Origin of the sequence: Flavobacterium enshiense (assembly GCF_022836875.1) — a bacterium.
In the GTDB taxonomy this organism is placed as follows: domain Bacteria; phylum Bacteroidota; class Bacteroidia; order Flavobacteriales; family Flavobacteriaceae; genus Flavobacterium; species Flavobacterium enshiense_A.
Window position 1 is genome coordinate 2842339 of the sequence record NZ_CP090376.1, and the last position, 21489, is coordinate 2863827.

Genomic DNA, 21489 nt, shown 5'->3' on the forward strand with positions numbered 1-21489 from the left:
GAAATGGCGGGTTTGGGGATTTATCGGTAATGGTCAGTGAATATTTTCTTCTCCGAAGTGAGGCTTTTTCTTTCAATCTTTTCGGTATATTTGCAAACATCAGTAATAAAAATCCGCCACTTCTTAAAGCCGGCGGGACGTTAGCAGCAATGAGCAAAAACGAGACGAATCGATGACTTTAATTTTTACAATAATAGCTATAAGTATTCATTTAATATTCCTTTTTAAAAGAGAAATTCTTTTTGAAAAGAAATCATTTATATTCCTATTTGTAATAAGTATTTTCATTGGATTGATTTCATTACTTGTAAAAAATGCTGGAGTTCAAATTAGAAATATCGAAATGTTGCAAATTCCATTTTTAACATTGCTAATCTTCTTCTTTATGAGCAAAATATACGTCGCTTTAAATGGTAAAAATCCTAAAGATTCATTTTGGAGTAATGATATAAAACTAATGAAAGATGGCATTTTTAATTCCCTATTTTGGGTTTTTGGATTAATAATACCAGTTTTTATAGTATTCAAATAATCACTGCTGCTAACAGCGGTTTTAAGAAATGGCGGGTTTGGGGATTTATCGGTAAAGGTCAGTGAATATTTTCCTTCTCCGAAGTGGGGCTTTTTCTTTTAAACTTTTCGGTATATTTGTAAACATCAGTAACAAAATTCCGCCACTTCTTAAAGCCGGCGGGACGTTAGCCGTAATATTAGAAAAACTGAACGTAATCAGTAACTTAAAGCAACAAATGAAATTAGGTCAATTCCATATATTCTTAGTTTTTTCTCTTTTAAGTTTTTGTAATTCATTTTCACAAACCACTCAAAATGGAAAAAGTGCAGATGATTATATTTTGGAATTAAAAAAAGATTTTTTGAAAAACATTCAAGGAACTTGGATTGTAAAAATTAGGGATACCTTTAAAGAATTACATGAAACTTCTGAATTAAGTCATAATGAAGTTTTAATTATTTCAGAAAAAGAGCTTCAATTTTACTCTCAAAAGAATGACTCAGAAAAATTGGAATTAATTAAAAAAGAAATAATTACAACTAAAGGTAATACTTGGGGAAAAGATTATTTAAATTTAATCTTCGCTGATAACAATATTTGGAAAGTTACTTTAAAATCTAACGATGTTTTACATTTTATAAATACTGGAGAATTGCTTGAAAATGGGACTGAAAGTATTATAGTTTGTGGTAATCCGGAGAAAACATACCGAAGAATAAAATAAAATAAAACAAAATACTACGGCTAACAGCGGTTTTAAGAAATGGCGGCTTTAGGGATTTATCGGTAATGGTCAGTGAATATTTTTCTTCTCCGAAGTGAGGATTTTTCTTTCTAACTTTCGGTATATTTGTAAACATCAGTAATAAAAATTCCGCCACTTCTTAAAGCCGGCGGGACGTTAGGTGTAATTTTATGAAAAACGAAGCGTCAGAAAGACTACTCAAAAATTATTATAATTCCAGAAAAAGTTGGGAAGCTTGGTGCTATCTCAATAATATAGACCTCAAAAATTCAAAGCCAGAAATACGGAAATATGTTGATGAGAATGAATTACTATATTATTTAAGATATTTAGCATTGAAAGATGTTCATATTGAACTTTATAAAATATTAAAAAACAGTAAAAATACTGTTGATAATATTTTTATGCTTCTTAATCAAAATCCACAAACAAAAGCAAAAGAACATTTACTAAAATTAAACGAATTTGAAACGGAAATAAAATCATTAACAAACGCTAGGGATAAATTCTATGCTCATTTAGATTCTGATTACAAAGATTTTTTATCAAACTTCGAAATAGAAAGTTATTATACAATTTTTGAACTAATCGAAGAAGCAATTTTCATTTTAGGAAAAGAAAATGAACTTTTAGAATTATTAAAAGAAATCCCTTCAAGAGATGAATTTTATATAAATAAAAATTAAAAAATAATGTCTATAATCGATGAACCAGCAAGTCCTTTTCTTTTATTCACATACTTCGATTTTCTCCTTGTTTTCATTTTAATACTTGTTAATATATTTTTACACAAAACAAATTTGATTACGAAAATTGATTGGAAATTAAAGCTTCTACTATTTATAATTCTTTTTGTAGTTATTCCAATAATTTCAGTGAATAAGGAAGTTTCAAATGCTTATAAAAAGTTCATCACAGTTGACGATTTTAACCTGATCTATATATTTTTTAAATTTCCAATTTGGTGGTTAATTGGTGTGATTGAAATATTTATAATTAGAATCATTGTTGGAATGAAATTAAAAAACTACACCTAACAGCGGTTTTAAGAAATTGGGGGTTTAGTGTTTAATGGAACGGTCTTTTTGTATATTTGGCTTCAGTCCTAATGGAATGGTTTGGGAACAAAAATCCCCAACTTCTTAAAGCCGGCGGGACGTTATGTGAAATAACACCAAAACTATCTTAAATTAAAAACTTAATGGAATATTTACCAATAATAGCAATCATAATTTCTGTAGTTTCTCCATTTATAAACCTTTGGCTTAACGAAAGGATAAAAGCAAGTGTAAACCATCATTTCAACAAAGAGATTTCAAAATTTGAAAAGGAAATTGAAGTTTTAAAAAGTAAAGAAACATTTAAGTTTACAAAACTTCATGAAAAAAGATTAGAAGTATTAGAAAACACTTACAGCTTGGTAAATTCCTATTATACAAGCCTCAATAACTTCCTTCATCCTTTAAAAATTTATAATCCTGAAGAAACATCAGATCCAAATAAAAGAGATTACGAACAATACGCTGAAGCTTATAAAAATCTCTTTGATTATTTTTCACAAAAAAAGATTTATTATGATGTAGATTTAGAAAAACAAATTGAGAACTTCATAAAGGATTCTCATGAAGCGACTTTAGGATACACAAAATATATTTTTTATGATAAAATTGAAATGAAGAAAGAAGAAAGAATAAAAGCAATGACCAGCTACAAAGAAGTTCCAATTCAAATCCTACCGCTAAAAGAAAAACTTGAGGAAAGATTCAGAGAAGTTTTAGAAAAATAGTTACTTCACATAACAGCGGTTTTAAGAAATGGCGGGTTCAGGGATTTATCAGTAGTGGTCAGTGAATATTTTTCTTCTCCGAAGTGAGGCTTTTTCTTTCAAACTTTTCGGTATATTTGTAAGCAACAGTAATAAAATTCCGCCACTTCTTAAAGCCGGCGGGACGTTATGGGCAATTTTGAGGACGACAATATAAATGACATCAAACTTAAACATAAAAATTATGGGGACAGAAAATTGGAATTGGTTCGCTCTGAACTTTGAATGGTTTGGATTAGGCATCGGCTTAATCATTTTAATTCTTCTCTTTACAACGAATAAACTCCGTAATAATCTAAATATTTCTAGGTGGAAAGACTTTACTTGGCTTTCTTGGTTAGGGATGACCATTTATTTAATGCATAACGTAGAAGAATATGCGTAGATTTATTAGGAAATCAAAACTCATTTCCAAACCAAATTTACACCATGCTTGGACAAATAGCCCCTAAAGCATCTGGTCCAGCCAGTAGTTACTTTTTGGCAGTGAATATTACTGCATTTTGGATTATGTCTCCTACTTGCGCATTACTTAGTAGAAAACATCCATTTACAGGTCTAGCGGTCTACTCTATTATTTTAGTTAACACATTTTTCCATTTAATGCCTACACTATCAACCGGTAGTTATAACGCGGGACTTGTAACGACCATTTTACTTTTTATACCAATATTAGCATGGCTTTTAAGTAAATGTCTTGGTACTGGTAAACATAAAAGACGAGCCATATTGTATCTCGTTTTAGGCGGACTTATGTATCACATTATTTTGACTGGTCCAATGTTTCTAGCTTTAAAAATAAATATTGCTGACAGCATTATTGCTCTTTCTCAAATATTGAATGCAGTAATCCTTTTAGCATTTTTTCTTTGGGCAGACAAAAAAATTAAGCTACAGAAAGACTAAAAACTGCCCATAACAGCGGTTTTAAGAAATTGGGGTTTGAGTGTTTAATGGAACGAGCTTTTTGTATATTTGACTTCAGTCCTAATGGAATGGTTCGGGAACAAAAATCCCCAACTTCTTAAAGCCGGCGGGACGTTAGCCGTCAGTTTACTCAACAAAACGAAAATCAAATATTCTTGTCATGAAAATTCAATTTTTACTTTCACTTTTAATCTTTTTTGGTTGTGAAACTAAAACTAAAAATAGTGATCCCAAAAAACTAAAAACTGAAAAAGCATCACAGTTTAAAATTGATTTAGAAAGCAGAAAGTTTTTTATAGGTGATGTGAATAATGACAAAGTAAATGATACTGCTTATGTCAATCTAAAAAGAAATATAGAAACTGGTGAGATTGAATGTGGTGGCAAAAATTGTTATATAAATATTGAATTCAAAAATAGTATTCCTAAAATAAGTTTTGACCAAAGTCTTGGTGTTTCTATTTCAAAAACTGAAGACTTAAACAATGACAAAGCAAATGAAATAATCATATTTTCTAGAACTCATGAAGGCTGGTGGAATTATATTTCTGTCATGTCATTTGATGGTAAAAATTGGAATGAATTAGCAGTTACTAAAGCATTTGTTTCTGATGATGAAGATTTTGAAAACAGGATAATTAAAAAAAATGGCAAGTATTTTTTAGTCGGCGAAAATCAATGGGAAGAAGATGAAAACGGAGATTTTAAAAAAGTAATTATCAAGATTTAAAACCGAACGGCTAACAGCGGTTTTGTGAAAGCGGGGTTTAGGTCTGTATCGGTAAGAGCCAGTGTTTGCACTTCTCTCCTATTTTTCAACTTTTCTCTTTCAAACTTTTCGGTATATTTGTAAATATCAGTAATAAAAACCCCCGCCTTCACAAAGCCGGCGGGACGTTAGCAGAAAGCTTGGAAAAACTGAACGAAATAAGAAACTAAATACGAAAGATTATGGTTGAAATTATTTGGGGAATATTAAATATTGCAATCTTGATTTATTTTGTAATCGTCTGCTTTAAATCAACAAAAATCATTCGTGAAAAACTTGGAGTTTTTGCTGCTTTAATTTTTGTTTTTGGTTTGCTATCATTTGTAGCTGTTCCAAAAGATGAAAGTTCTAAAACGAAATCTTTTCATTTTAGCAATAATAAATTTCATGGAAATACTTATTTAAAAAGTGTCAAACTTGAAGATAATTTAGCAACTGAAATTGAACTTACCGTAAAGTTCGGTGAAAATGAAAAAGAAAAAAAAATTCTTTCTGCACATACAAATAGAAATGGATTTGTCAGCGGAACAAATTGGAAAGTGGAAGCAGTTAGCGTTGAAAATTCGAAAAAAGAAAACAAATATTTGTATGAGGTTTCAGGGATTTTAGAATGGAAAATTCTAGGATTAAAAATATATTCTGAATCAAAATATTTTAAAGGAAATATAAAGTTGACAAAATAAAGCCTTCTGCTAACAGCGGTTTTAAGAAATGGCGGCTTTAGGGATTTATCGGTGATGGTCAGTGAATATTTTTCTTCTCCGAAGTGAGGCTTTTTCTTTCAAACTTTTCGGTATATTTGTAAACGTCAGTAATAAAAATCCGCCACTTCTTAAAGCCGGCGGGACGTTATGTGCAACCCATAGAAAACTCTAATAATCAAGAACTTAACCATAAAAAATTTATATGAAAGTAATGAAGGACAAAGTCGCTCTTGTAACAGGCGCGGCTTCAGGATTAGGATTTGCAACTGCAAAAGCTTTTGCGGAAGCTGGAGCATCGGTAGTTTTATCCGATTGGGACGAAAATGCTGTGAAAATTGCAGCGCAAAAATTGGAATCCGAAGGACATTCTGTGCTAGCAATCACTTGTGATGTTTCAGATGATAAACAAGTTGAGGCAATGATTGAAAAAACAATTGCGACATTTGGTCGTTTGGATGCCGCATATAACAATGCTGGAGTTCAAAACGCGCTTGCGGGCGCGGCCGACCAAACACGAGAAGATTTTGACAGGGTTATGAGTATAAATCTTCGAGGTGTTTGGAGCTGCATGAAATATGAATTACAACATATGCGAAAACAAGGAAGCGGTGCTATTGTAAATTGTTCTTCCATTGGAGGAATTTTGGGAGGAGCGCAAAGAGGAACTTATCACGCTGCGAAACATGGCGTAATTGGATTAACAAAAAGTGCGGCAATAGAATATGCACCGCAAAATATTCGAATAAATACAATCTGTCCTGGATTAATTCATACAGCAATGGCAGATCAATTGATTGCCGATGGTCAAGGAGAAGCCATAGATGCATTGCTGAAAGAAGTTCCAATTGGTAGATTAGGACGATCCGAAGAAATTGCAAATGCCGTTCTGTTTCTTTGTAGCGATGCTGCGAGTTTGATAATTGGACATACCCTAGTTGTTGATGGCGGATTTAGTATTCATTAAGACACTGGGCAGCACATAACAGCGGTTTTAAGAAATTGGGGTTTGAGTGTTTAATGGAACGGTCTTTTTGTATATTTGGCTTCAGTCTTAATGGAATGGTTTGGGAACAAAAATCCCCAACTTCTTAAAGCCGGCGGGACGTTGTGTGTAATTGTAAAACAAACTAAATGTTTAAATCCACGAGGACAAATTTAACTGCACTATTGACACTTATTTTACTAATTGTAATACTACGAATCTGTAACTATATGTTCCCTTGGACTGGACTTGCAGCAATAATATTTGTTCCTGTAATTTACATAATTGGAATTCTAATTATACTTCTAGGAATGAGAATTTCAAAAAATAAGAAATTTGCTTATTTTTTCTTTATTTGGATAACTATAATAGCTCTCAATACACTCCTTGCAATCAATATGTATCCACAAGAATTTAGACCAAGTGTGACTAATCAAATAAAATTCACCTTTCAAGTCGTTACAAACTTTGACAGCATAACTGAAGACGACCTAAAACTGTGTATGCTTGACGATTTTAATAGATATGATTGCCAGATAAAAAATTCTAGGGAAAGATATGTTGCTGCTTTATACAAATATCAATTAAACATACCTAGAGATGGAAACAACTTCCTTTATGGCCGAACAGATAATCCAATTATGAAAATGACTGATATAAAATCAAATTTAGCAACTGGTCAAGACAAATTAATTTGGTGGTTACTTGAAAAAAGATAAACAACTACACACAACAGCGGTTTTGTGCAAGCGGGGTTTGGGTGTGTATCGGGAAGAGCCAATGTTTGCACTTTCTTCTCCGAAGTGAGGTTTTTTCTCTCAAACTTTTCGGTATATTTGTAAACGTCAGTAATAAAAATCCCCGCCTGACACAAAGCCGGCGGGACGTTAGCCGTCAGTTTGACCAAACGAAACTTAAACATGATGAATAAATTTCATATGTAACTAAAAATCAATTTAATGGTTAAAAATATTTTAGCTTTTTTAGGTGTTTTACTTTTAATTTTTGAAGCCTATGGCTATATTCAAAATGAAAGAATAACTGGAAAATATTGGCAAAACATAGAAAAAGTAAAAGTTGGGATGACATTAGAAGAAGCTAGAAAAATTATTGGCGATTCTCAATATGAATCTTGGACACAGGATAATAAGTCTGGAGAAATAATTATATCAAAAAATACTAACGGAAAAATATCGTATGCGATTGAATATGATATGGTTTTTGGTGCTTCAGACAACCCGAAAATATATTTTAACCCAAATACACTAATTGTAACAGAAATTTCAAAAGGAGAATAAAAAGGAAATAAAACCGAACGGCTAACAGCGGTTTTAAGAAATTGGGGTTTTAGGGCTTAATGAAACGGTCTTTTTGTATATTTGACTTCACTCCTATCGGAATGGTTTGGGAACAAAAATCCCCAACTTCTTAAAGCCGGCGGGACGTTAGCGGAAACCTTTGAAAAACGATGCGAAAACATAGCAGAAAAATTTTTTATTCGCCTGGATTGATTAGCATAATTTTACTGCCAATTATGTGTATTCTTTTTTTAAAAAGTAGAGACGCATTTACCCAATATGGTTCAATAACTTTAGCTACTTGGGATGGCAAAATTTTCTATAATGAAATAACTACTTTCTTAAATTCTAAAAAATTTACAAAAGTCACTTTAACGGGAGATTATGATTCTGACAAGATAAAACTAATTAATTCTAAAAAAGAAATACAAAGATTAATAAGTACTAAAGATTCAATAAATGGAATACAATTTCATTTTGACGAAAAGTCAAAATATTGGTCATATGTAAAAGTTGTAGAAATTCTACAAGACGAGAACGCACAGTTTTATGTCCCATATAAAAATGATATTTGGTTTACCAATCCAAAACTTCCCAAAAAAGAAACAAAAACTTTCGTGTGTGGAAATACCGTAAATATGGCTTACGTAAGTGAAAAACCAAATTTTAATTTAGATATAATCCAAAATATTGTAAAAAAATATTATCTGATAATTATTATATATTTACTGATGGTTTATTTCACAATTAGAAAAATTTACAGCTTGAATAAAGGCATCCGCTAACAGCAGTTTGCAGCAAGTGGGGCTTTAAGGCTTAATTTATTGTTGGTTTTGTGTTTGTAAACTTAATCTTAAATTGATACTTTTGGGAAAATAATTCCCCACCTGCAGCAAGCTGGCGGGACGTTAGGCGTCACTTTGACAAAACGAAATCTAAAAAGTATGATTGATAAAGAAAGACGAAAAAAATTAGCCTATCATCTAAGACATTTATCAATAGGATTAATAACTAATGATGAATTTGAAAACTATATATTAGACGATGTAAGCTTTGGCTGGTTGCCGGAACAATATTATAGAGCAAAGGAAGCTAAACTTGATGATCCAATAATCCAACCTATGCTTGAATTAAGTTGGTGTTTATATAGTAGCTTAAAAGAATACAAATTAGAAGGTAAAAACAAACTTACTAACGAACAATTAAAAGAAATAGCTAAATATATTTTGTTTTTGAATTCTGATAATGAATATGAGTGGCCATATTATGACTTTATAAATCCACAAATTAAATCTTCATTTAGGGAAGATATTGCCAACCTTTTATCCTTTGGAAAATATTACAAAAACAAAATGGACGAAAAAGAAAAGGAGTTTGCTGAAATGCAAAAAATGGGAGATTATGATTATTGGCCATTCATAAGTAAGGAACAATACGAAGAACAGCTAAAACATCAACCATTCTTGACGGAAAGAAAAGCGAACGCCTAACAGCGGTTTTGTGCAAGCGGGGTTTTAGGGATTTATCGGTAATGGTCAGTGTTTGCACTTCTCTCCTATTTTTCAGCTTTTTTCTTTCAGTCTTTTCGGTATATTTGTAAACATCAGTAATAAAAATCCCCGCCTGACACAAAGCCGGCGGGACGTTACCAGCAATTTTTTAAAAACACGGAAAAATTCATATGTCGAAAAAAACATGAAAAAAGCACTTTACATTCTGTTCGTCTTAATAGTTTCATGTTCAAATTTAAAATCCACACAAACTGGAGATTTACAACTGGAAATTCTTGAATCAGCTGTGAATGACAATACAAATATTGACGCACAGATTCTAAATAAAACCAAGAAGGATTATTATCTACTTTTAGACACTGCAAGTTTCCATCATAAACTAAATTTCTATGAGGAAAAATCTCTACTATATTCTATGGGAATTAATATGTATGATGAAAACAATAATTACATTCCTCAAGCATTAAAAGATAATTGCGAAAATGTTACCACAAATGAGAAAAAAAAATTTACTACAAGAGATATTTTAAAAATTCGACAGGGCCAAACAATCAAAATAAAAATACCTTTTAAAATAAGGTATATTGTAAACGAATATTGTCAAATAGGTTATCAAACTGAACTTATGAAAAAAGGAACAAAATATTATTTACAACTTATTTCATATGAGCCAAATGAATACGTAAAAACATTACTTTCAAACGAAGTTAAAGATTCGTTGAAAAATTTAAACTACGAACTATATGACCGCACAATATTATCAAACAAAGTGCGCTTAAATTTTGATATAAAATAAAACTGCTGGTAACAGCGGTTTTAAGAAATTGGGGTTTCGGTATTTAATGGGACGGTCTTTTTGTATATTTGACTTCAGTCCTAATGGAATGGTTCGGGAACAAAAATCCCCAACTTCTTAAAGCCGGCGGGACGTTAACGGCAAGCTGGAAAAAACGATATGAAAAGAAACCAAATCTTTCTAATATTTCTCTTTTTGACGGAAATAAGTTTTGCGCAAAAATTAGATTTTGACAAAATAAAATTTAATGATTTGGGGTTCTATTCTTCTAAAAACCAAATAATAGAAAAACTTGGAATCCCAAAAAAAGAATACATTGTCAACTATGAATGTGGTGATTTTTCTACTGAAGAACAAGGCGAAATATATTATAGTTTAGATTACGGAAGTATAAGGTTTACTGGTAATGAAAATGTAAAATATGTTATTGAAATAATAGATTTTAAAAATGACAAATCTTTAATTCTATATTATCAAAAACACAAACTAACTAGTGAAACAACATTAAATGAATTGCTAAACATATTTGGTAAAGAGATTATTCAACAATTAGAAGACAAATCAAATGGTACATTTATTATTCAACATCCTGAATATGATAATGGGATAAGAATTGAAATAAAAAAAGGAAAGCTAATAAGATTGGAATATTGGTCTCCTTGCTAAACAGCCAGCCGTTAACAGCGGTTTTATGAAATGGCGGGGTTTGGTGATTTTTTGGAATGGCTTGGTGCTTTTATTTCTTCTTTTCATTCAGCCTTTTTCTTTCTAACTTTCGGTATATTTGTAAACATCAGTAATAAAATTCCGCCACTTCATAAAGCCGGCGGGACGTTAGTGGCAAGCTTAAAAAACGAGATGAAAAACCTACTATATTTAATAACCATACTTACTCTTTTTAGCTGTAATGAAAAGTCAAAATCTTTAGCTAAACAAAAAGTAGAAATCAAAAAAGAAAGTAAATATTCAGGATTACTCAAAAAGTTTGAGAATATTTCTTTTGATACTTTAAAAATATTCTCTGAAGAGAATTTCAAAAAATTTAAAGGCCAAGAACTTGATAGTTTAGATGTTATTTTGTTTCCAAAAGAAATAGCCGAACATCATTTCATAGATCCTCCAGGTATATTTGCTTGCTATAAATTTTCAATTGATTCTTCTAGAATTGGATTAATCGCAAGAACTCCTTCTGAATATTTACCTTCTTCAATTAAATTGTTTGTCTATAACAAAGAAAAAGATAAGATAACTCAATATATAGAATTAAGTGAAAGCATTGGAGATGCAGGAGATGTTTTAGAAAAAACTGCGTGGTTATTCAAAACTCAGAAGAAAGATTTTCAATCTTTAGTTTGGGTTCGTGAAAGTCATTACAATAGTGTTGAAGATGAAAATGATACAACAATTGTACGTTGGGACTCTCATTATCTAATTGATTTATCAAAACCAAAATTTGATACTATTAATAAAATTTCAAAGTTTCTTTCCCAAGAATTTAAAAACTTATTGAAATAAAAGCCTGCCACTAACAGCGGTTTTCTGCAATGGCGGGTTTAGGGATTTATTTGGGATGGCTAGTGTTTGTATTTCTTTCTCCGAAAGAGGCTTTTTTCTTTCAGTCTTTTAGGTATATTTGTAAACATCAGTAATAAAAATCCGCCACTGACAGAGAGCCGGCGGGACGTTAGCAGCAACCTTATGAAAAACTATGTGCTTATTTTTCTCATTTTGATTTCTTGCACTTTAAAAGCTCAAGAAGAAAGTAAAATGGAATTACATAAAATTTCGTCAAAAGATTCAATTGAAGTAAGCAAAGTTTTTGAACTGTTCATAAAAACAATTGAAAATAAATCGGAGCAAAAATTCTTAAAATTAACTCTTGATAAAATTGATTGTAGGAGTTGTGATAGTGATTCAATGGAAATGATAAACTACGTTTCTAGTAAAGATCTATACGCTAATCAATTTAAAACTTTCGAAAATTCCTCTGTTTATAAAGCACTAAAAAAAAGAGGTTTCCATATATCATTCTCGGTAATTACAAACTATAAACCCAAAAACCTACCAAAAAATTATACGAAAGATTTAACATTATATGAAGTATGAGTTGAAACATTTCTTCCCAATGAGTGGGCAAAAGGACACGAAGGACAAAGTAATATCTTTCAATTCGTAAAAATTAACAACGAATATAAACTTTACGGACTTTCTTCAATACCATAAAGGTAGCTGCTAACAGCGGTTTTGTGAAATTGGGGTTTTAGACAAAATTTAAAGGCATTTTTATATATTTGACATCAGTCCTAATGGAATGGTTTGGGAGCAAAAATCCCCAACTCCACAAAGCCGGCGGGACGTTAGCGGTGATTTTAAAACAACTTCGATGTTACAAGCAAATAAAATTTCTTTTAAACCAACACTCCTCTTTTTTTCGGCAAACGCCTTGTCATATCCTTTGCACGAAATGTTTCATGCACTTACGGCTTATTTTCTCAATGTAAATTCTACTCTTTACCATTTCTATGTAAATATTGACCATACTCATACGTCGGTTTATGACAAAATAATAATTGCTGTTGCAGGACCTGTTCTAAGCTTAGCTTTTGGTCTTGTATTTTGGGTGGCATACAAAAAGAGTAAAAATTCAAGCTATAAATTGTTCATGTTTTATGCTGCCATTGCAGGAATCAGTTTTTTTTCAGGCAATGTCTTTTCAACTGCATTTGGAGGAGACTTTCATACAGCAGCTACATTATTGCAATTCCCTTTTTGGCTTCAGCTATTTGCTACTTTAACAGGATTGATTTTTCTGTCAGTATTCATGTATAGAATAGGAAAAGAGGTTTTATTTTTTTCTTTCATTAACGCAACCACTTTCAAGGTAGTTATTTTAAGTTTTCTGCTTATTCCCTGGATTTTAGGAACGTTGCTTTTAGCCCTTTCCTTTTTACCGCTCCCAAGCTTCCTCATTACAGGAATGATTTCGAGTTCTATTTTCTGGATCATACCAATAGTTTCTGCTGTTTTGAATAGGAGAAAAGTTAAAACTCTTGAGTATATATCGCCAACTCTCAATTATGTTGACATTATTTTAGTTCTATTTTCATTTCTTATTGTAAGGGCTTTAATTTCAGGGGTTAGCTTTGCACACTAAAAACCACCGCTAACAGCGGTTTTGAGCAAGTGGGGTTTTAGGGCAAAACTGAAACTCTTTTTTGTATATTTGGCTTAGTGATAAAACAAACTGAAGGAACAAAAGTCCCCACCTTCTCAAAGCCGGCGGGACGTTACACGCAATTTTACCATAACTTCATCTAAATGAACGTAATAAAGAAATATTTTACCGCTTGGTGGATTCCAATAATCTCATATTTACTTCCACTTTTAATTTATGTTTTAGGAACTATTTTAAAAAGCGATGATGTTATTGACTTCTCTCTAATTGTATTTTACATAAACATTCTTGGTAATTTAATTTCTTCAATTGTTCAAATCGTTATTAAGAAATGGTATTTCTCAGTGCTTCAAATTTTAATTTCCGGATTCCTATTTTTCTACGTTTCATTAATATTTACGTTTTCTCCTCCTGATTATTATGGAGTAAATAAAACCATTCCTAAGAATATAAAAATTGAAAGTCCTATTGGAAGAGAAATTAATGAAAATGATTTATTAACAAACGATCTAAAAATAGCTTCAATTTCACAACCTGGAATTTATAATTTTTACACTAACTACCAACCCAAAGAAAAAGGAACATTATATATCAAAGCTTACGAAATTACTTCAAATGATAGATTATCAGAAGAAAGAATGACTGAACAGTCAAAAGTTTCTGTTGAAAATCAAACTGAAAAACTATACTCAGGAGAATTTACAATTTACGAAGGTTCTTGGGATGATAAATACGGAGCACGAATTGAACTTTGGTTTAAACCGAAAAATGGAAACGAATACAAAATCACAGAAAAAAATTATATCGTAGAAGGTTGGATGAGATAAAAAAACTGCGTGTAACAGCGGTTTCATGAAATTGGGGTTTTGGGCAAAATTTAAAGGTAATTTTATATATTTGGCTTCAGTCCTAATGGAATGGTTTGGGAATAAAAATCCCCAACTTCATGAAGCCGGCGGGACGTTAGCACACATTTTAAAAACAACAGAATATGAAAAATATAATCTTAACGACAATTCTGACAGTTACAACCTGTCTGACAGCTTTAGGGCAAAATTACATTTACAGGGGTGACAAGCAATACGAAGCGACAAGTAGTTGGGAATTTGAACTTAATGGACATTATTGGACAGGCAATCCTGAGTTTACTGTTGCCAAACACCCAAATGGTGGTTATCTTATGATTTCAATTGAAGTTCCATTTAAACAGCACTATATTGGTGGGACTGTTACAATCTTTTTAAGTGACGGTTCAACAATCAAATGCACAGACAAAGGTATCCGAGACCACGTTGACAACAAAAGTATTGCACTTTACAATTTCACAAAGACTGAAATTGACCTGCTAAAACAGAATACAATAACAAGGATACGGTTTTCAATAATGGGTGGAATGGAAGGCGCTCAAACCTTTACTTGTGACAATAAAAAAAGAACCTATTCATTTTATGGCTCAGGGAAAGAAAAGGATTATTATGAAACCGATGTTGAAATTACCGAACTTTTTGAATAAAAACGTGTGCTAACACGGGTTTTGCGTCAGGCGGGGTGACGTGCAAACTTGGAGCTTTGTGCTTCTATTCAAGTTCTGTGCTGGTTGACAGTTTTGTGCTCCGTAACCCGCCCGAGCGCAAAGCCCGAAACCGTTAGCCACAAGTTTACGAGACGAACTCAAAAACTACTTTGAAAAGACAAACAAAAAAATAAAATGTGTAAAGATTGTTTTGATAAACAATATTATGGTTTTCCTTCACAAACTGAATTTGAAAAGTTTGAAGAAATTTTAGACTTAAAATGCAAGTCCGAAAAAATTAAAATATTGGAATCACAAAACGAAATTGAAGGTGCGCTAATGGATTTTAGAATGTATTATCAATGTAACACTTGCAAAGAAAAGTTTGTAATGTCAATTCCAGATAATGCAGATAGAGGCTATTTTTTAACTGAGCAAAATGCAATTGAATATCACGAAAGACAAAGAAAGAGATATAGGAAAGAGAATATTGGGTGTATAATTATTCTAGTTATTATAATTATGTTTACTATTTACTCAATAATAAAATAAAACCTGTGGCTAACAGCGGTTTTAAAAAATGGCGGGTTTAGGGATTTATCGGTAATGGTCAGTGAATATTTTTCTTCTCCGAAGTGAGGCTTTTTCTTTCAATCTTTTCGGTATATTTGTAAACATCAGTAATAAATCATCCGCCACTTCTTAAAGCCGGCGGGACGTTAGCTGTAACTTTAACACAACTTTGAATCAATGATTGAAAATATAGATTTTATATTGCAAACAATAAGAATAGTTTTCTTCGTTACTTTTGGAATGTATTCTATTATTTACATCATACTGTCAATTTTTATAAAGAATTCAATTATTGATATTATTGACAAAACTTCAAATAAACTGATTAGTTTCATAGGAATAGTTTTTTTAATTAGTTGGATATCTTTAATAATAACAAATTTTATCAATATTTCAGAGCCTGAAAGAGATGAAATTCTGGACAGGATGTTTGGAAAATACTGGTTTGGATTTTGGATACAACCATTATTATGGATAATGATATCTCAACTTTTACGTTTTGAAAAGATTAGAAAGCTAAAATTTTTAAGACTTTTTTTCAGCATATTATTTTTCGCTACAATCGAACAACTTATTATTATTTTTATTTCATCTCATCGAGATTTTACAAATCCTTTTATTCATTTTACAACTATGGAAATCGTTACAGGAATTACTATAAAAATATTTTTGTTTTTAATTTCTGCCGGAATTTATTACATAGTTGAAAGAAAAGTCAAGGTAATCAAATCAAAAAAAAATCATAAAAGCTACAGCTAACAGCGGTTTTAAGAAATTGGGGCTTTGGTGAATAATAGAACGGTCTTTTTGTATATTTGACTTCAGTCCTAATGGAATGATTTGGGAACAAAAACCCCCAACTTCTTAAAGCCGGCGGGACGTTAGCAGTAATTTTTAAAAAACGCGAATCAATAGCATCTATGTACTTAATTCTGAAAAAACTAAATAAAATTACGATAAAGAACTATTTAAAATATTTCGTTTATTTCATTTTAGTTTTAACCATTCAAAGCTGTAACAGTGAATCTAAAAATACAAATTCTGTCTCTAATGGGGAAGATTATCGAGATAATGAAAAAGATCTTGAATATAATTTCGCTACAATTGAATTTGAAAAAACAAAAAATAAAGGAATTTATAATGCAAAACTTAATTATTATCCAAGAATAAATGACAAGAGTGAAATTCTAATCTTTTTATCACAGGACGTGAAGTCGGATTTTAGTAATTTAGAAAAGGTTAAGTACGACACCATTAAAGTAAAGAATGGCATATTCCACATTAATTCTGAAAAAAGTGGCCTTAAAATTCTTAGAGGATTCGTTTTAGAAAGATATCCAGTCAATCCTAAGGACACACTAGGTAAAGAACAAAAACTAATAGAATTTTATGAAACCAAAACCTACATTGAACAAAAACTTTATGTAGAATAATAAAAAACTACTGCTAACAGCGGTTTTAAGAAATTGGGGTTTTAGTGTATAATGGAAAGGTCTTTTTGTATATTTGACTTCTGTCCTAATGGAATGGTTTGGGAACAAAAATCCCCAACTTCTTAAAGCCGGCGGGACGTTGTGCGTAATGCACCAAAAAATGGACGTATTAAAAACTCAAAAATAGAGTGATCAAGAAATTAGCATTAATAATAATATTACTAACAACATCAATTAGTTTAGCGCAAAACTGCTTAATGAGTGGAGTTACATTCAATTCTCAATCACAAATAAATAATTTCTCAACAAATTATCCAGGGTGTACTCATATTGGAGGAAATGTAACAATAAATAACATTTCTAATCTTTCTGGATTATCTCAGGTAACTTCGATTTCTGGAAATCTTACTATCGAATTTAATTCATCTTTAACAAATTTAGATGGACTAAATAATTTGACTACTATTGGAGGTAGTTTATCAATAAGGGACAATAATACACTAACTAATATTAATGGTTTAAATAATATTCAAAATATTAATAATGATTTACAAATCCAAGGAAATCCAATGTTATCATCTTTGAATGGTTTAAATAATTTATCTAATGTAAATAGAGATTTTATTATTAGGGTAAACAATTCTTTAACAAACCTTCAAGGCTTAAACAGTTTAAATTCAATAGGGCGTTTTTTTAATATCGAAATTAACAGTGGGCTTTCCAGTTTATCAGGATTGGAAAACCTTACAAATGTTTATAGATTATTCATATCTGATAACGATAATCTTACTAATCTTAATGGACTTAATAATCTTACAACTGTTAATGAGAATTTACATCTATTTGGAAATGATAATTTGTTAACATTAAACGGATTAGAAAATCTCGTAACCATTAATGGAATGGCGAGAATTGGGTCATGTAATTCATTACCAAATCTAGCAGGATTAAGTGGTTTGACTACAATTGGAAATGCTTTCGAAATTACCAACAATTACAATATGATAAATTTACAAGGTGTAAGTAATTTAGCATCTATCGGGAATACTTTATACATTTCACAATGCCATTTTCTTCAAAACCTTATTGGATTGGAAAACCTTACAAATTTAAATCATACCTCATTAACAGTGTCATATTGTGATAATTTGACAAGTTTAAATGGTATTCAAAACATTAATTATAGTACTATTAGCTATGTTAATATTTATCTAAATAATTCATTGGCAATGTGCGCAGTTCAAAGTATATGTGATTATCTTGCAAACAATAACTCAAATACAGATATACAATCAAACGCCCCAGGTTGCAATAGTCGATCGGTGGTTACAGCAATGTGTGCAAGTCTTTCAATTGATGAAAATTACAATTTATCGAAATTTATTCTTTATCCAAATCCAACGCATGAAAAAATAAATATAAATATACAATCAGATTGCAAAATGAATATTTATAACTCTATTGGACAACATCTAAAAGAAATAAACTTATTGAGTGGATTAAATGAAATAAATCTTGATTTTTTATTGTCAGGAATTTACTTTTTTAAGACTGAAGATGGAAATATGATGAAAGTGATAAAACAATAAAGCACTACGCACAACAGCGGTTTTGAGCAAGTGGGGTTTAGTGCATAATGGGACGATCTGACATCAAAAGTCTTTGCTTCACTTCAAGTTTTTTCTTTCAAACTTTTCGGTATATTTGTAAACATCAGTAACAAAAATCCCCACCTGACACAAAGCCGGCGGGACGTTAACCGCAAGCGACCCAACTGCGTCGTCCTAAAATAGGTTGACTAAAAATTAAACACTTTTAGTATCCTATGGAAACAACAAGAAAACAACCCTGCCGAAAAAATGAGTATCAGAAAATCAGTTTTGATCTCAAACTTTCCATCATTGACGAAATTAATAATGGACAAATCTCTGTAAACTATGCTGCCAAAAAGTATGGCATTTCTCGAAGTTCCATTGACTATTGGAGAAAGAAATTATCTAACTTTACATCCAAATCCAAAGCAATGAGCAAGAACGACGAGATTAAAAAACTAAGAGAACGTATAGAAGAACTGGAATTTATTAAAGACTTCCAACAAGACATCATTGCTGATTTTGAAGTAACCACAGGACTGGATATCGCAAAAAAGTCGTTGCCCGAAACATTAGTAAAAGAGATAGAGAAAAAGAAAAGAAACCTTTTAAAGTAAAATGGCTTTATCAATGTTTCGGAATATCCAAACAAGCTTATTATAAACGAATCAAAGCTGATAAACAGCGAGAAGAACAAGTTATTGTAATTAAAGAACTCATTGCGCCTATCAGGAAAAAACAAACCCGGTACGGTGGAAGAAAACTGTACCTGGACATTAAAGATGATTTGGAAAAGAGGGATATAAAAATGGGAAGAGATAACTTTTTTAGGTTCTTGAAAACACATCAGTTATTGGTTAAGAAAACTAAGCAATTCCATATCACAACCGATTCCAAACATTTTTTCTATAAATCGCCAAACCGAATTAAGAACATCACTCCTACTCACGCGGAACAGATCTGGGTCAGCGATATAACCTACCTTAAAACACAAGAAAAACACGCTTATTTGGCTTTGGTAACAGACATCTATTCCAAGAAAATAATGGGGTTCAAACTCGATACGAATATGAAAGCTACATTAGTGAAAGATGCTCTTCAAATGGCTTTAAAAAACAGAATGCATAAACATCAAAACATCATTCATCACAGCGACAGGGGAATACAGTATTGCTGTCCCGAGTTCTCCGAATTCGCGCAAAACAACGGCATGTTACTCAGTACAACCCAGCAATACGACCCTTATGAAAACGCAGTAGCGGAGAGGATTAACGGAATTTTGAAATATGAGTTTGGTTTATTAAAAACATTACCTAATTTAGTCTTGGCTCAGAAAATGATTAAACAGGCGGTAAACACATACAATAATGAAAGAAGGCACTACAGCTTAGATATGAAAACACCTGAGTTTGCACACAAAAATCAAATGCATAAATACAAATTTTACAACCTGAATTAATAACCAAAATGGTCAACCTATTTCAGGACAAGACAAAACGAAACCTTAAATGAAAAAACTACTCCTTCTTATAATCTTCATTACTCATTTTTGTCTTGGGCAGACGAAAAAACAAACAGACATGTGCTGGAACGGAACTATTAATAATAAAATTCCGGTATTTATTCACTATTCATTAGAAAATGATTTGGTGATTGGAGAAATTACATATACAAAAACGAAAGAAAAAAAACCAATAAAGTTAATTGGGGAATATTTTACTGATAATGATTCTCAAGATCCAGAATCATTACGACTTGTAGAATATGATAAGAATGGAAATGTTACTGGAATTATTGTCGTAACTCCAAATAAAAAAGAACTAAATGGAAAATGGTTTTCACCAAATACAAATCAAGAATATTCATTGAAAGCTACAAAAAATGACACATTACAAATTTATTCGAATCATAAAGCGAACCCCAATGATATATATGGAGAATATAGTTATAGCTATGGAAAATTTGCTTACAAAGGCGATTTAGCTATAAAAAAAGACGTGAATAATATATCATTTAATATTCTAGCTCTTGGAAAAGGAGACGGTCCAAATATTTCCCAAATAGAAGATGCTACAATAAATAAAATCACAAACAATAGTTTCATTTATAAAATTCCTGATACTGAAAACTGTAGTATTAAAGTAACTTTTTATAAAGACTTTGTAAGCGTAAAAAGATTAGAACGGGATTGCGAAGAAGTATTTGCAATGGGAACATATGTGGATGAAGTCTATATAAAAACAAAGTAATCGAAAAGCCGATCGCACAACAGCGGTTTTATGAAATGGCGGGGTTCGGTGTTAATCGGTGATGGTCAGTGTTTGCATTTCTTTCTCCGAAAGAGGCTTTTTTCTTTCAGTCTTTTAGGTATATTTGTAAACATCAGTAATAAAAATTCCGCCACTTCATAAAGCCGGCGGGACGTTAGCAGTAATATTACGAAAAACGAAATGGAAACAACAATTTTCAAAAGTAAAGTGAGTTTCTTAACGATAGGATTTGGTCTTATTGGTGCGGTTTTTATGATTGCATTATCATTACCACTATTACTATCAAAATGGGTAAAACCAGAATCTTCAGACAATGTGAACTCAATTATATGTTGGAGCATCATTAGTTGTTTTTGGCTTGTTGCTTTATCGTGTTTATATATTCTTTTCAACGTAAAAACTTTTACTTTAACAAACAAAAATCTAATAATTAGCAGGCCTCTATTGTTTTTAAGTTTAAAAATTCCATTAGAGAATATTAAAAACATTAACGAAGAAGATTATGAAATAAATTCTACTGCTAATAGCCGGAAAATTAATGTATATAACGGCGAAAAAATGACATTAGAACTTCAAAACGGTAAAAAAGTAATATTTACTTCATTTGAAATTTCAGAGTATGATGATTTGGTTCAAAATTTAAAAAATATAAAATTGAATGTTAATAATAATGGAACTATTAAAAATGACCGTTCAAACAAATTTCAATTTTATCCTTTGCTTTTATTTCTGATTATTTTGACTATTATAATTATTTTCTCATTGATAAAAAAGAAGTAAAAATACTACTGCTAACAGCGGTTTTAAGAAATGGCGGGTTTGGGGATTTATCGGTGATGGTCAGTGAATATTTTTCTTCTCC

General features: G+C 31.2%; 27 protein-coding genes. All 27 read left to right on the plus strand.

What is annotated here, in order from left to right:
* Positions 1 to 172: 172 nt before the first annotated feature.
* The 27 genes from LZF87_RS12920 (at position 173) to LZF87_RS13050 (ending at position 21407) form a co-directional block, all read left to right on the plus strand.
* A complete protein-coding gene (locus tag LZF87_RS12920; RefSeq protein WP_244339583.1) occupies positions 173 to 532 on the plus strand; it encodes a hypothetical protein in 360 nt (119 codons plus the stop codon).
* Positions 533 to 749: 217 nt separating this feature from the next.
* Positions 750 to 1238, plus strand: a complete 489-nt coding sequence (locus LZF87_RS12925) for a hypothetical protein (RefSeq protein WP_244339585.1) — start codon at positions 750 to 752, stop codon at positions 1236 to 1238.
* Positions 1239 to 1429: 191 nt separating this feature from the next.
* Positions 1430 to 1945 (plus strand): hypothetical protein, encoded by a 516-nt coding sequence (locus tag LZF87_RS12930; protein WP_244339587.1) that lies wholly within the window; start codon positions 1430 to 1432, stop codon positions 1943 to 1945.
* A gap of 515 nt (positions 1946 to 2460) precedes the next feature.
* Positions 2461 to 3045, plus strand: coding sequence for a hypothetical protein (locus LZF87_RS12935; protein ID WP_244339589.1), 585 nt, complete (start codon positions 2461 to 2463; stop codon positions 3043 to 3045).
* Between the two features lie 468 nt (positions 3046 to 3513).
* Positions 3514 to 3990, plus strand: a complete 477-nt coding sequence (locus LZF87_RS12940) for an HXXEE domain-containing protein (protein ID WP_244339591.1) — start codon at positions 3514 to 3516, stop codon at positions 3988 to 3990.
* 181 nt (positions 3991 to 4171) lie between these two features.
* Positions 4172 to 4741, plus strand: coding sequence for a hypothetical protein (locus LZF87_RS12945; protein ID WP_244339593.1), 570 nt, complete (start codon positions 4172 to 4174; stop codon positions 4739 to 4741).
* Positions 4742 to 4962: 221 nt separating this feature from the next.
* Positions 4963 to 5463, plus strand: a complete 501-nt coding sequence (locus LZF87_RS12950; protein WP_244339595.1) for a hypothetical protein — start codon at positions 4963 to 4965, stop codon at positions 5461 to 5463.
* Positions 5464 to 5686: 223 nt separating this feature from the next.
* Positions 5687 to 6448 (plus strand): SDR family NAD(P)-dependent oxidoreductase, encoded by a 762-nt coding sequence (locus LZF87_RS12955; protein WP_244339596.1) that lies wholly within the window; start codon positions 5687 to 5689, stop codon positions 6446 to 6448.
* Between the two features lie 248 nt (positions 6449 to 6696).
* Positions 6697 to 7185 carry a hypothetical protein gene (locus LZF87_RS12960; RefSeq protein WP_244339597.1) on the plus strand — a complete coding sequence of 163 codons (489 nt, stop codon included), beginning with the start codon at positions 6697 to 6699 and terminating at the stop codon, positions 7183 to 7185.
* Between the two features lie 240 nt (positions 7186 to 7425).
* Positions 7426 to 7764 (plus strand): hypothetical protein, encoded by a 339-nt coding sequence (locus LZF87_RS12965; protein ID WP_244339598.1) that lies wholly within the window; start codon positions 7426 to 7428, stop codon positions 7762 to 7764.
* A gap of 170 nt (positions 7765 to 7934) precedes the next feature.
* Positions 7935 to 8549, plus strand: coding sequence for a hypothetical protein (locus tag LZF87_RS12970; RefSeq protein ID WP_244339599.1), 615 nt, complete (start codon positions 7935 to 7937; stop codon positions 8547 to 8549).
* Between the two features lie 159 nt (positions 8550 to 8708).
* The gene (locus LZF87_RS12975; protein ID WP_244339601.1) at positions 8709 to 9254 is read left to right on the plus strand and encodes a hypothetical protein; all 546 of its coding nucleotides are present in this window, start codon (positions 8709 to 8711) and stop codon (positions 9252 to 9254) included.
* A gap of 205 nt (positions 9255 to 9459) precedes the next feature.
* Positions 9460 to 10071 carry a hypothetical protein gene (locus LZF87_RS12980; protein ID WP_244339603.1) on the plus strand — a complete coding sequence of 204 codons (612 nt, stop codon included), beginning with the start codon at positions 9460 to 9462 and terminating at the stop codon, positions 10069 to 10071.
* Positions 10072 to 10230: 159 nt separating this feature from the next.
* Positions 10231 to 10737 (plus strand): hypothetical protein, encoded by a 507-nt coding sequence (locus LZF87_RS12985; RefSeq protein WP_244339467.1) that lies wholly within the window; start codon positions 10231 to 10233, stop codon positions 10735 to 10737.
* A gap of 30 nt (positions 10738 to 10767) precedes the next feature.
* Positions 10768 to 11586: a hypothetical protein gene (locus LZF87_RS12990; RefSeq protein ID WP_244339604.1), complete on the plus strand. Its 819-nt coding sequence runs from the start codon at positions 10768 to 10770 to the stop codon at positions 11584 to 11586.
* Between the two features lie 183 nt (positions 11587 to 11769).
* Positions 11770 to 12177: a hypothetical protein gene (locus LZF87_RS12995; RefSeq protein ID WP_244339606.1), complete on the plus strand. Its 408-nt coding sequence runs from the start codon at positions 11770 to 11772 to the stop codon at positions 12175 to 12177.
* Positions 12178 to 12454: 277 nt separating this feature from the next.
* Positions 12455 to 13225 carry a hypothetical protein gene (locus LZF87_RS13000; RefSeq protein WP_244339607.1) on the plus strand — a complete coding sequence of 257 codons (771 nt, stop codon included), beginning with the start codon at positions 12455 to 12457 and terminating at the stop codon, positions 13223 to 13225.
* A gap of 164 nt (positions 13226 to 13389) precedes the next feature.
* Positions 13390 to 14073: a hypothetical protein gene (locus tag LZF87_RS13005; protein ID WP_244339608.1), complete on the plus strand. Its 684-nt coding sequence runs from the start codon at positions 13390 to 13392 to the stop codon at positions 14071 to 14073.
* A gap of 164 nt (positions 14074 to 14237) precedes the next feature.
* Entirely contained in the window at positions 14238 to 14759 is a 522-nt protein-coding gene (locus LZF87_RS13010; RefSeq protein ID WP_244339610.1) for a hypothetical protein, read from the plus strand.
* Between the two features lie 195 nt (positions 14760 to 14954).
* Positions 14955 to 15311, plus strand: coding sequence for a hypothetical protein (locus LZF87_RS13015; protein WP_244339612.1), 357 nt, complete (start codon positions 14955 to 14957; stop codon positions 15309 to 15311).
* Between the two features lie 198 nt (positions 15312 to 15509).
* Positions 15510 to 16091: a hypothetical protein gene (locus LZF87_RS13020; protein WP_244339613.1), complete on the plus strand. Its 582-nt coding sequence runs from the start codon at positions 15510 to 15512 to the stop codon at positions 16089 to 16091.
* A gap of 161 nt (positions 16092 to 16252) precedes the next feature.
* Positions 16253 to 16765, plus strand: coding sequence for a hypothetical protein (locus LZF87_RS13025; protein WP_244339614.1), 513 nt, complete (start codon positions 16253 to 16255; stop codon positions 16763 to 16765).
* A 188-nt stretch (positions 16766 to 16953) separates the two neighbouring features.
* Positions 16954 to 18354 carry a T9SS type A sorting domain-containing protein gene (locus LZF87_RS13030; protein ID WP_244339616.1) on the plus strand — a complete coding sequence of 467 codons (1401 nt, stop codon included), beginning with the start codon at positions 16954 to 16956 and terminating at the stop codon, positions 18352 to 18354.
* Between the two features lie 236 nt (positions 18355 to 18590).
* Positions 18591 to 18974, plus strand: coding sequence for a helix-turn-helix domain-containing protein (locus LZF87_RS13035; protein WP_244338796.1), 384 nt, complete (start codon positions 18591 to 18593; stop codon positions 18972 to 18974).
* A 23-nt stretch (positions 18975 to 18997) separates the two neighbouring features.
* Complete coding sequence (locus LZF87_RS13040) at positions 18998 to 19816, plus strand: IS3 family transposase (RefSeq protein ID WP_244343817.1); 819 nt, start codon at positions 18998 to 19000, stop codon at positions 19814 to 19816.
* Positions 19817 to 19865: 49 nt separating this feature from the next.
* Complete coding sequence (locus LZF87_RS13045; protein ID WP_244339618.1) at positions 19866 to 20606, plus strand: hypothetical protein; 741 nt, start codon at positions 19866 to 19868, stop codon at positions 20604 to 20606.
* A gap of 201 nt (positions 20607 to 20807) precedes the next feature.
* On the plus strand, positions 20808 to 21407 hold the full coding sequence (locus LZF87_RS13050) for a hypothetical protein (RefSeq protein WP_244339620.1): 600 nt from the start codon (positions 20808 to 20810) through the stop codon (positions 21405 to 21407).
* Positions 21408 to 21489: the final 82 nt, after the last annotated feature.